Genomic DNA, 11084 nt, shown 5'->3' on the forward strand with positions numbered 1-11084 from the left:
GTGGGCGACGCGGGTGGGCGACGCGGGTGGGCGACGCGGGTGGGCGACGCGGGTGCGAGATCTTCAGCACAGGGACCTTCGCTCCTCGGGCGACCACTAGCCGCATTCGGAGGGGAGATGCAACCATGGGAGGGATCCGGGGACGCCGTCAGGGCGCCTCGAGATGATTTGAAGGAGCCGTTGCCATGACGCAGCTTCAGCCTGCCCAGCAGACCTCCGCCGGCAGCACCAACGCGCTGTACGGAGGCAAGGGCACTCGCCGCATCACGGTCCGGGACATCACCGCCGCCAAGGAGCACGGCGAGAAGTGGCCCATGCTCACCGCGTACGACGCGATGACCGCGTCCGTCTTCGACGAGGCCGGTATCCCGGTCATGCTGGTCGGTGACTCTGCGGGCAACTGCCATCTGGGGTACGAGACGACCGTGCCCGTCACCCTCGACGAGATGACCATGCTGTCGGCGGCGGTCGTCCGGGGTACGAGCCGGGCGCTGATCGTCGGCGACCTGCCCTTCGGTTCGTACCAGGAAGGGCCGGTACAGGCGCTGCGTTCGGCGACGCGGCTGGTGAAGGAGGCGGGGGTCGGCGCCGTCAAGCTGGAGGGCGGTGAGCGGTCGCACCGCCAGATCGAGCTGCTGGTCGAGTCCGGCATCCCGGTGATGGCCCACATCGGGCTGACGCCTCAGTCCGTGAACTCGATGGGCTACCGCGTCCAGGGACGCGGCGAGGAGGCTGCCCAGCAGTTGCTGCGGGACGCGAAGGCCGTGCAGGACGCGGGGGCGTTCGCGGTGGTGCTGGAGCTGGTTCCGGCGGAACTGGCCGCCGAGGTCACGCGGACGCTGCACATCCCTACGGTCGGTATCGGGGCGGGGGCGGAGACGGACGCGCAGGTGCTGGTGTGGACGGACATGCTCGGGCTGACCGGGGGGCGAGTGCCGAAGTTCGTCAAGCAGTACGCGAATCTGCGTGAGGTCATGGGGAACGCGGCGAAGGCGTTCGCCGAAGATGTGACCGGCGGGACGTTCCCGCTGGAGGAGCACTCCGTCCACTGACCTGAGCAGGTCCCACAGAGCCCACAGCACCCACAGAGCCACTGCGGCACGAATGCAGCCCGCCGACTCCCCCATCGGCGGGCTGCGGCTTGTTTCTCGCCCTCGCCGGCCTCACCCGTCCCATCCCGTACCTGGAGGCTGCGCCCCAGCCCCCCTTCGGCCCTGCACGGGCCTTGTCCTCAACGCCGGACGGCTGAGATACCCGGTCCTGGGCTGGAAAGATGCGGCGACCGGGCGAGTGAGTGAGGAAGTGCCGGGCGGGCCGGGTTTCGGCTGTCGGTGGTCTGTCGGTGGTCTCGGTGGTCTGTCGGTGGTTTGTCGGTGGGGGGTGACAGGTTCGGTTCATGACGCGAATCGACAACCACCCCGCCGACGGGGCCACGAGTGCCGTTTCCGTGCGGGGGCTGGTCAAGCACTACGGCGAGACCAAGGCGCTGGACGGCGTCGACCTGGACGTCCGGGAAGGCACCGTACTCGGGGTGCTCGGGCCCAATGGCGCCGGCAAGACCACCCTCGTACGCATTCTGTCCACCCTGCTGCAGCCCACCTCCGGGCACGCCACCGTCGCCGGGTACGACGTCCTGCGCCAGCCCCGGCAGCTGCGGCGCGTGATCGGGCTCACCGGCCAGTACGCCTCCGTGGACGAGAAGCTCCCGGGCTGGGAGAACCTGTACATGATCGGGCGGCTCCTCGACCTGCCCCGCAAGGACGCCCGCGCCCGGGCCGACGAACTGCTGGAGCGGTTCTCGCTCACCGAGGCGGCCAAGCGCCCGGCGAGCACGTACTCCGGCGGTATGCGGCGGCGGCTGGACCTCGCCGCTTCCATGATCGGACGCCCGACCGTGCTGTTCCTCGACGAACCCACCACCGGACTCGACCCCCGGACCCGCAACGAGGTCTGGAGCGAGGTCAAGCGCATGGTCGGCGACGGGGTGACCGTCCTGCTCACCACCCAGTACATGGAGGAGGCCGAACAGCTCGCCTCCGAGCTGGCCGTCATCGACCGGGGGAAGGTCGTCGCCGGCGGTGCCATCGACGAGCTGAAGGCGAAGGTCGGCGGCCGTACCCTGCGGATCCGGCCGGCCGACCCGCTGCAACTGCGCCCGCTCGCCCGGGACCTCGACGACCTCGGCATCACCGGTCTCGCCACCACGGTCGCGGACACCGCGACCGGCAGCGTCCTGGTGCCGATCCTGAGCGACGAGCAGCTCACCGCCGTGACCGGCGCGGTCGTGGCGCGCGGTATCACGATTGCCTCGATCTCCACCGAACTGCCCAGCCTGGACGAGGTGTTCCTGTCCCTCACCGGTCACCGCGCCAGTGCCCCGCAGGACGACGACGCCACGCCCGCCGACACCCGAGAGGAGGTCGCCGTATGAGCGCCGCGACCGCCACCGTCAACGACATCAGCACCGCGAAGGACGGCATGAGGGCCGACGGCCGCATTCCGCTGCGCGGCCATCTGCGCCACACCGGCGCCCTCGTCCGCCGCAACCTGCTGTGGATCCGGCAGGACCCGGAATCCATGTTCGACGCTCTGCTGATGCCGATCGTCTTCACCCTGCTGTTCGTGTACGTCTTCGGCGGCTCGATCGGGCAGGCCCTGGGCGGCGGGCAGGACGGGTACGTGCAGTACGTGATCCCCGGCATGATCGCGATGATGAGCATGACGCTGTCCCAGGGCGTCGGCACCGGGTTCTGCCAGGACTTCAACTCCGGTGTCATGGACCGCTTCCGCTCCCTGCCGATCGGGCGCGGCTCGGTGCTCTTCGCGAAGATCTCGGTCGAGCTGATCCGGATGCTGTTCGCGACCACCGTGCTGATGATCGTCGCCGTTCTGGTCGGCTTCGACATCAAGAACTGGCTGGGACTGTTCGCGGCCGTGGGCCTGTCCACGCTGTTCGCCTCGTCGATCATGTGGGTGTTCCTCACCCTGGGCGTGATCATGAAGAGCGCGCAGTCCGTGCAGGCGATGGGCTTCCTGGTGCTGTTTCCGCTGCAGTTCGGTTCGTCGATCTTCGCCCCGACGCAGTCGATGCCGGGCTGGCTCCAGGCGTTCACCGACTACAACCCGCTGTCCACGCTCGCGGACGCGGCCCGCGGGCTGATGGTGGGCGGCCCGGTGGCACACGACCTGTGGATGACGCTCGGCTGGTCGGTGGCGATCACGGCGGTGATGGCGCCTGTCGCGATCCACAAGTTCCGTACGAAGAGCTGACAGCGGCGGTACGTACGTCAGTGGCGTACGCGCCGGACGTCAGATGAGGGCGGTCGCCTCCTCCGGGGAGAGCCGGCCGCCCTCCGCGTACCCGGCCTCGTACTCCTCGTCGCCCAGCACGTCGCGGACCGCGCGGACGGCGCGGGTGCGGACCTCGCGCTCCATGTGTCCGGAGACATGGCCGGGCGGCAGCAGGTTGTCGGCGGCGCCCAGACAGCGGGCGGCGTCGCGGGCGCGGCCGGCGTCGAAGCCGACGAGGGCGGCGGCGCCGGTGGTCAGGAAGGCGGAGCGCAGATGAGGGGCGATGGCGCGGGACAGCTCGTCGTCGGCGCGGGCCACCGCCCGCCGGGCCCTGCCGAGGGCCTCCTCGTACCGTCCTTCCACGACGTCCAGCCAGGACTCCGCGCCGAGGATGAACGCGTCGAAGACGACGAACGAGGCGGCCCTGAACTCCTGGCGCAGCAGCCGGAGTTGCTCGCGCGCCTCGGGGACCCGGTCGGTGATGCCGAGCCAGGCCGCGAGGAAGAGCCGGGCGGCGGGCATGGCCTCGTTGACCATCCCCTCCGCCTTCTCGATCACCTCGCGCAGCAGCCGTTCGCCCTCGTCGGTGCGGCCCGCCTCCAGGAAGACGTTGCCGAGGCGGGCGGCGAGCACGGTCGCCTGGGCGCGGGCGCCGAGTTGTTCGGCCAGTTCCCTCGCGTCCCGGAAGTCGGTGACGGCGCCGTCGTACTCGCCCTTGCGTTCCTGTGCCTCGCCACGTGCGGAGAGCGCCTCGGCGGCGCCCCAGGCGTCCCCCAGGCGGCGGAAGATCTCCAGCGCCTCGTCGGCGTCGCGGGTCGCGTCGCCGGCCCAGTCGCTGCGGTTGGCGAGGACGTTGGCGCGCATCTGAAGACAGGCGGCGAGCTCCCACTCGTAGCCGGGCGCCGCGTCGCGGCAGGTGCGCACGGACTCGCCGACGATGACGCTGAGCCGTTCCATGTCGCGGGTGAGCATGACGGCGTAGACCCAGAGGAGGCCGGGGTAACGGCAGGTCTGCGGGGCGCCGGGTTCGTAGACCTGGGTGATGGCGTGCAGCTTCTGCCGGGCCTCCGGTGTCTGCCAGGCCTCCAACTCCAGGTCCATGGAGGCGAGATGGATGAGGTGGACGCCGCGCCGGGCCTCTTCGAGGAATTCGCCGCGCCAGGGGGGCGGGGTGTCCGTGCAGCGCTCCCACACGGGCTGGGCCGGGCGGATCGGGAGGGCGAAGGGGTCGGGGCCGAGGTTCATTACCTCGCGGGACCAGTTGCGGCCGGCGAGGCGCAGATCGCGCATCTGCCAGTACCAGGAGGTCGACAGGACGAGGCAGAGCGCCTCCTGTTCGTCGCGCGCGGTGACGGCGTGGCGGAGGGCGGCGCGGAGGTTCTCGCTCTCCCGCTGGAACACGTCGAGCGCGGCCCGCTGGTGGAGGCCGCGCAGCAACGGGTCGGTGGTGCGGGCGAGTTCGCGGTAGTACGTGAGGTGTGCGCGCTCGGCCTGCGGGCGGGCGCCGGCCTCGTCGAGGCGCTCACCGGCGTACTCGGCGACGGTCTCCAGGAGCCGGTAGCGCATCACACCGTTCTCGTCCGAAGGGGCGGCCACTACAAGGGACTTGTCGACGAGCGAGCCGAGCGCTTCGAGGGCGACGGGCCCGCACACCGCCTCCGCTGCGGCGAGGTCGCAGCCGCCCGCGAAGACGGACAGCCGCCGCAGGACGTCCCGTTCGTCCGTGTCGAGCAGGTCCCAGGACCAGTCGACGACGGCGCGCAGGGTCTGCTGGCGGGGCAGGACGGTACGGCTTCCGGAGGTGAGCAGCCGGAAACGGTCGTCGAGCCGGTCGGCGATCTGCCGCAGCGACAGCATCCGCAGCCGGGCGGCGGCCAGTTCGATGGCGAGCGGCAGTCCGTCGAGCCGCCGGCAGATCTCGGCGGCGGCCTCCGCATCGTCCCCGACCCGGAACCCGGGCCGGGCGGCGGCCCCACGGTCGGCGAGCAGCCGTAACGCGAAGGGCTCGGGCAGCGGTTCGACGGGACGCAGCAACTCGCCCGGTACGCCCAGGGGTTCGCGGCTGGTGGCGAGCACGGTGACTCCCGGGCAGCGCACCAGCAGCTCCGCGACGAGCTGCGCGGAGGCTTCGACGACGTGCTCGCAGTTGTCGAGGAGGATCAGCATCCGCCGGCTCGCGCAGTGCTCGACGAGGCGTACGAGGGGATCGTCGTGGCGGTCGGCGGAGGCGACGCGCAACTCCTCGGCGCCGGCGCCGCGCAGCACGGTCTCGCGCGCGCCGACGGCGGTGAGGACGGCCTCCGGTACGGCGTCCGGGTCGACGACGGGCGCGAGCTCGGCCAGCCACACCCCGTCCGGGGCGGCGTCCCGGACGGCTTCGGCGGCCTCCTGCGACAACCGCGTCTTCCCGGCCCCGCCGGGCCCGAGCAACGTCACGAGCCGGGCGGCGGCGAGGTCACCCCGGATGGCGTCGATGTCGGCCTCGCGGCCGACGAACGAGGTGAGGCGGGCGCGGAGGTTGCCCGGAGGCGGGGACACGGGCGAGTGTGACGGCCGGGGTGCGGTGCGGGCCCCGGCGGAGTCCGCGGCGGCCCCGGAGCGGGGGCCGCCGCCCGGCACGGGGACGTACCCCGGCGCAGGAACGCCGCCCGGCACAGGAACGCCGCCCGGCACAGGGACCTGCCCCGGCACAGGGACGCCGCCCGGCACAGGGACGTACCCCGGCGCAGGAACGCCGCCCGGCACAGGGACCTGTCCCGGCACAGGGACGCCGCCCGGCGCGGGGTCAGCGCCCGGCGCGGAAGACGCCCCTGGACCGGCCCCCAAGACGTGCGCACCCGCATCGCCCTGGCCAGGGGCCACCGTGCCGCGGGCTCTTACGGATACTCCGTCCGGTCTCAACAACTCCGCGTGCAGCGTCCGTAGTTCAGGGCCGGGGTCCGAGCCCAGTCGGTCTGCCAGCAGGTGCCGTAAGTCCTCGTAGGCGGCCAGGGCCTGGGCCGGGCGGCCCGCGTCGCGCAGGGCGCGCAGGCGGAGGGACTGGAGGGGCTCGTCCAAGGGGTGGCTGTCGCACAGGGCGGTCAGCTCGGGCAGGGACTGTTCCGCGGCGCCCAGGGCCAGGGCGGCGGTGAGGCGGGCTCGGCGCGTGTCCAGGCGGCGGGTCTCCCATCGGGCGGCCTCGGCGGTGCGGTCGGGGAGGTCCGCGAGGGCCGGTCCGTGCCAGAGGGCGAGGGCGTCGTCGAGGACGACGGCCGCCTTGGCGGGGTCGCCGTCGGTCAGTGCGCGCGTGCCCTCGCCCGCCAATCGCTCGAAACGGTGCAGGTCGACGTCGTCCGGCGCGGCGCACAGCCGGTAGCCACCCTCTGCCGAGGCGATCGCGTCCGGACCGAGCGCGCGGCGCAGTCGGCCGACCAGCGCCTGGAGCGCACCCGGCGCGTCGGCGGGCGCGTCCCCGTTCCACACCTCCTCCACCAGGACACCCGCGGGCACGGTCCGGCCGGGCCGCAGGGCGAACACGGTCAGCAGGGCGCGCAGCCGCGCGCCGCCGAGCGGGACGGAGGTGCCGTCGGGACGAAGTGCCTGGGTGGTGCCGAGGATGCGATAGCGCACGGGTCCATTCTCTCCGGGGGCCGTCGCGGAGCGCGCCCGGGTCTACAGGCCCATGAACGGAGAGACGTCCAGGATCCCCGGGCAACGCCAGGAACCTCCAGGAACCTCCGACCCTCGGTGGGACGTTCCTCCCAGACCACCGGTACCGTCGACCCGCCCGTGCAAGCCGTTCACCGCACGGTCCGCAGCGTTCTCCGCCGAGTCCCCCCAGGAGCCCCGCCCCATGACCACCGCCACCACCCGCAGCAGCGACCGGCGGATAAGCCCGGTCTTCGTCGGGATTCTGGCCGTCGCAGCGGTCACCGGCTGGGCCACCTGGACCGGGTTCGCCGAGCAGCCCGGTGTCGCCGTGTTCCTGTTCGTGACGGCCGCCTGGATCGTGTCGCTCTGTCTGCACGAGTACGCGCACGCGCGCACCGCCCTGCACAGCGGTGACATCTCGGTCGGCGAGAAGGGGTATCTCTCTCTCAACCCGCTCAAATACACACACGCACTGCTCAGTATCGTGCTGCCGGTGATCTTCGTGATCATGGGCGGGATCGGTCTGCCGGGCGGCGCCGTCTTCATCGAGCGCGGGCGCATCCGCGGCCGCTGGAAGCACAGTCTGGTCTCGGCCGCCGGTCCGCTGACGAACGTGCTGTTCGCGGTGGTGTGCACGGCGCCGTTCTGGCTGGACGCGCTGGACGGCGTACCCCGCGACTTCCGGTTCGCGCTCGCCTTCCTCGCTCTGCTCCAGGTGACCGCCGCGATCCTGAACTTCCTGCCGGTGCCCGGCCTCGACGGCTACGGCGTCATCGAGCCCTGGCTGTCGTACAAGATCAAGCGTCAGGTGGAGCCGTTCGCGCCGTTCGGGCTGCTGTTCGTGTTCGCGGTGCTGTGGATCCCGGAGGTGAACAGCGCGTTCTTCGACGTGATCGACTCGGTGCTGCGCGGTCTGGGGATCGACGCTTTCGACACGTACTGCGGTCAGGAGTTGTACCGCTTCTGGCAGGGGTCGAACGAGTTCTGCTCGGTCAGCCCGTGACGGACTTCCCGGCCTTGTCCCGCTTGAAGTAGTACCAGGTCATGTTGGACGACAGACCCGCGAGCAGCACCCATACGACGCCGAGGAAGCTGCCCTGCACGAAGGAGACGACGGCGGCGGCGACGGCGAGGACGCAGACAGCGAGGGTGTAGAGGGCGAGGCGGGGCATCTGGACTGCTCTCCTGTCGGGGGACACCGGCTTGCGGCGTCCAGTGTCCCCCATCCACCCCGGGGGCCTACACGTCGGTGACTCGCAGGCCCGCGTGGGCCTTGTAGCGGCGGTTCACGGAGATCAGGTTGGCGACCAGCGACTCGACCTGGTGAGCGTTGCGCAGCCGGCCGGAGAAGACGCCGCGCATACCGGGGATGCGGCCGGCGAGGGCCTGCACGATCTCCACGTCCGCGCGTTCCTCGCCGAGGACCATCACATCGGTGTCGATCTCCTCGATCGCCGGGTCCTGGAGCAGTACGGCCGACAGGTGGTGGAAGGCGGCCGTGACCCGGGAGTCCGGCAGCAGGGCGGCGGCCTGTTCGGCGGCGCTGCCCTCCTCCGGCTTCAGCGCGTACGCGCCCTTCTTGTCGAAGCCGAGCGGGTTCACGCAGTCGACGACGAGCTTGCCGGCCAGTTCCTCGCGCAGCGATTCGAGGGTCTTGCCGTGTCCGTCCCAGGGCACGGCGACGATCACGATGTCGCTGCGGCGCGCGGTCTCGGCGTTGTCGGCGCCCTCGACACCGTGGCCGAGTTCGTCGGCGGCGGCCTGGGCACGGTCGGCGGCGCGCGACCCGATGATCACCTTCTGTCCGGCCCTGGCGAGCCGGTAGGCCAGGCCCTTGCCCTGCGGCCCGGTCCCGCCCAGTACGCCTACGACGAGTCCGGAGACGTCGGGGAGGTCCCAGGGGTCCTTGGCGGGAGCCTTCGCGGGGCTCTGGGCAGGGGTCTGTGCACTGTCGGTAGAGGTCATGGGCCGACTTTACGTCCGGGTCCGGGCGCCCACGGGCTCAGGTGAGCTGCGTCACGGGGACCCTTCGGAAGGGGATCCTCTCGTACGGACCGAAGTCGCCGGTCTCGAAGAGGAGTCCGACGGTGTCTGCGTCGATACGGACGAGGTCGGAGTAGGCGGCGGGCAGACCGTTCACCGTGTGCGCCGGCCGCCAGGTGGTGCCGCCGTCGGGGGAGGCGCGGATGGTCATCAGGGCGCGGGCGGCGGGATCGGCGGGGGCGGAGAAGAGGAGCAGGTCGGGGTCGCGGAGCTGGAGGACGCTGGCCTGGCAGACGGGGGCGGGCAGGCCGGCCTGGGGGCGGAAGGGTTTGACGAGGGTCCGGCCGCCGTCCGTGGAGTGGGCGTCGGCTCGGTTGCCGGGGGACGGGGAGTCGTTGCGGGTGTTGAAGTAGACGCGACCGTCCGGGAGTTCGGCGGCGGTGGTCTCGTTGACGTTGATGTAGCCGTTGGTGTTCTCGTCGAGGTACCCGATGTACCAGGTCTCGCCGCGGTCGTCGCTGAGCAGGCAGTGGCCGCTGTTGTAGCGGGCCTCGTTGCCCAGGTCCTGCCCGGTGGGCGGGACCGTGTGGTTGGCGGCTACGACGACCCGGCCGGTGCTCAGCTGGATGGCGTGGCCCGGGGTGGTGGCGTACCAGCGCCACTCCGGGTTCTTCACCTGGGCGGTGATCTCCACGGAGGAGGACCAGGTGAGACCGTCGTCGTCGCTGTAACGGACCCAGACGCGGCGTCCGTTGGCCGCCGAGACGTTGCCGAGCAGAATGTCCCTCTCGGTCACCGCGCCCGAGGCGCGGACGTACACGAGGAGGATGCGGCCGGTGTCGAGGACCACGGGGGCGGGGTTGCCGGCGAGCTGGACGCCGTTGTTGGCCGCGACGGTGAGGGGGCCCCAGGTGCGGCCGCCGTCCGTGGAGCGTTTCAGCACGATGTCGATGTGCCCGTGGTCGAGGGCGGAGTCGACCCGGCCCTCGCAGAAGGCGAGCACGGTGCCGGCGTGGGTGACGACGACGGCCGGGATGCGGTAACTGGCGTAGCCCTCCTGGCCGGACCAGAAGGGGATGCTCGTCTCTACTGTCATGTGCGGGGTCCTCCGTGGGCGAGTCCGTGAGTCGGTCGTTGGTTGGGTGCGTGAGTCGTTCCGTCTGTCGTTCCGTCTGTCTTTCCGTCTGTCTTTCCGTCTGTCGTTCTGCCTGTCGTTCTGCCTGTCGTTCCGTGGTACGGACAGTGATTCGGGTTCTTCCCCAGTTGGGCGAAATCATGGTGAAGGGCGCGTTCCGAGTTGTCTGTTGCGGCAGGATGCGCGGGCATGGACGCCGTACGGGTCGCGCTGTTGCGCGAAGTGCTCGCAGGAACCGAGTGGTTGGGGGCCACACGGAGGTTCGCGGGAGCGTTGCGGGGGTCCGTGGTGTCGTACGGGGGCGGATTGCTGTTGGTGGGCACGCCCGCGTACGAGCCGTGGCACCTGGCGGCGCATCTGGTGGACGAGGCGGCGTGGTCGGGGACGCCGGAGCTGGCGCCGACGCTGGTACGGCATGACACGCGGGCGTCCGGTCCCGGGCGGCTGTCGGTCGGGCTGGGGCGGATCGAGGCGGCGCGGCGCGGGGAGACGTTGCTGGTGGTGGCGCCGGAGGAAGTGGGCGGCGCCCTGCTGGAGCGGGTTCACGATGCTCGGCGGGGTGGGGCGAAGGTGCTGGTGCTGGGGTCGGGTTCGGGTTCGGGTTCGGGAGGGTCTTCAGGCGAGGGGGAGTTGGTGTCGATGGCGCATGAGTCGCTGGCGGTGCCGGTGGGGTTGGAGTTGGACCTGGACACTGTGCAGCATTTGGTCAGCGCGGCGGCCGGGGAGAACTCGCTGCCTGTCGGACGGGGGCGGCGGGGTTTTCGTGACCGGCTGGCTCGACTGGCGGACGTTCTGACGGCCCCGCCGCCGTCCCGCTGGTAAGAGCGTTTCCCACCCACCCACCCGTCTCGGCACGTTGCCTGCCTTCGGCAGAACGACAGCCGGGAGCGCCGGATTCGCCGACCGGAACGAGCACTTCACGGGACAGGATCGGGCGCCCGAAACAGGCGCACCAGCCTGTCCGCCCGACCCGTCGCCCGGACAGGCAGCGCAGGCGGCAGGCGGCAGGCGGCAGGCGGCAGGCGGCAGGCGGCAGGCGGCAGGC

General features: G+C 71.4%; 9 protein-coding genes. 5 read left to right on the forward strand and 4 right to left on the reverse strand.

The genetic code is table 11. The features are described 5' to 3' along the window. The first annotated feature begins 185 nt into the window (after window positions 1–185). The 3 genes from panB to RB628_RS17880 all read left to right on the forward strand — a co-directional run bounded on the left by panB (window position 186) and on the right by RB628_RS17880 (window position 3270). Window positions 186–1052 carry a 3-methyl-2-oxobutanoate hydroxymethyltransferase gene (gene panB, locus RB628_RS17870; protein ID WP_318321454.1) on the forward strand — a complete coding sequence of 289 codons (867 nt, stop codon included), beginning with the start codon at window positions 186–188 and terminating at the stop codon, window positions 1050–1052. Between the two features lie 344 nt (window positions 1053–1396). Continuing rightward, window positions 1397–2431 (forward strand): ATP-binding cassette domain-containing protein, encoded by a 1035-nt coding sequence (locus RB628_RS17875; RefSeq protein ID WP_318321455.1) that lies wholly within the window; start codon window positions 1397–1399, stop codon window positions 2429–2431. After that, window positions 2428–3270, forward strand: a complete 843-nt coding sequence (locus tag RB628_RS17880) for an ABC transporter permease (RefSeq protein ID WP_318321456.1) — start codon at window positions 2428–2430, stop codon at window positions 3268–3270. The genes RB628_RS17875 and RB628_RS17880 overlap by 4 nt, the downstream gene beginning before the upstream one ends. Window positions 3271–3309: 39 nt before the next feature. On the opposite strand, the gene RB628_RS17885 is transcribed toward RB628_RS17880, so the two are convergent. Then, window positions 3310–6900 (reverse strand): AfsR/SARP family transcriptional regulator, encoded by a 3591-nt coding sequence (locus tag RB628_RS17885; protein WP_318321457.1) that lies wholly within the window; start codon window positions 6898–6900, stop codon window positions 3310–3312. 223 nt (window positions 6901–7123) lie between these two features. Between RB628_RS17885 and RB628_RS17890 the strand changes: the two genes are divergently transcribed. Beyond that, a complete protein-coding gene (locus RB628_RS17890; RefSeq protein ID WP_318321458.1) occupies window positions 7124–7924 on the forward strand; it encodes a site-2 protease family protein in 801 nt (266 codons plus the stop codon). Here RB628_RS17890 and RB628_RS17895 read toward each other — a convergent pair. The 3 genes from RB628_RS17895 to RB628_RS17905 form a co-directional block, all read right to left on the reverse strand. After that, the gene (locus RB628_RS17895) at window positions 7914–8093 is read right to left on the reverse strand and encodes a hypothetical protein (RefSeq protein ID WP_318321459.1); all 180 of its coding nucleotides are present in this window, start codon (window positions 8091–8093) and stop codon (window positions 7914–7916) included. The genes RB628_RS17890 and RB628_RS17895 overlap by 11 nt on opposite strands. Before the next feature lie 67 nt (window positions 8094–8160). Then, on the reverse strand, window positions 8161–8886 hold the full coding sequence (gene npdG, locus RB628_RS17900) for an NADPH-dependent F420 reductase (protein WP_318321460.1): 726 nt from the start codon (window positions 8884–8886) through the stop codon (window positions 8161–8163). Window positions 8887–8923: 37 nt separating this feature from the next. Then, a complete protein-coding gene (locus RB628_RS17905; RefSeq protein ID WP_318321461.1) occupies window positions 8924–10000 on the reverse strand; it encodes a sialidase family protein in 1077 nt (358 codons plus the stop codon). Window positions 10001–10228: 228 nt separating this feature from the next. Here RB628_RS17905 and RB628_RS17910 point away from each other — a divergent pair, with 228 nt between their 5' ends. After that, complete coding sequence (locus RB628_RS17910; protein ID WP_318321462.1) at window positions 10229–10861, forward strand: hypothetical protein; 633 nt, start codon at window positions 10229–10231, stop codon at window positions 10859–10861. Window positions 10862–11084 lie beyond the last annotated feature (223 nt).

Source organism: Streptomyces sp. ADMS (assembly GCF_033441795.1).
GTDB lineage: Bacteria > Actinomycetota > Actinomycetes > Streptomycetales > Streptomycetaceae > Streptomyces.

Bases quoted from the DNA above. Each gene is read 5' to 3' on its own strand.
- panB (WP_318321454.1), top strand. From the start codon at position 186: ATGACGCAGCTTCAGCCTGCCCAGCAGACCTCCGCCGGCAGCACCAAC.
- RB628_RS17875 (WP_318321455.1), top strand. From the start codon at position 1,397: ATGACGCGAATCGACAACCACCCCGCCGACGGGGCCACGAGTGCCGTT.
- RB628_RS17880 (WP_318321456.1), top strand. From the start codon at position 2,428: ATGAGCGCCGCGACCGCCACCGTCAACGACATCAGCACCGCGAAGGAC.
- RB628_RS17890 (WP_318321458.1), top strand. From the start codon at position 7,124: ATGACCACCGCCACCACCCGCAGCAGCGACCGGCGGATAAGCCCGGTC.
- RB628_RS17895 (WP_318321459.1), bottom strand. From the start codon at position 8,093: ATGCCCCGCCTCGCCCTCTACACCCTCGCTGTCTGCGTCCTCGCCGTC.
- npdG (WP_318321460.1), bottom strand. From the start codon at position 8,886: ATGACCTCTACCGACAGTGCACAGACCCCTGCCCAGAGCCCCGCGAAG.
- RB628_RS17905 (WP_318321461.1), bottom strand. From the start codon at position 10,000: ATGACAGTAGAGACGAGCATCCCCTTCTGGTCCGGCCAGGAGGGCTAC.
- RB628_RS17910 (WP_318321462.1), top strand. From the start codon at position 10,229: ATGGACGCCGTACGGGTCGCGCTGTTGCGCGAAGTGCTCGCAGGAACC.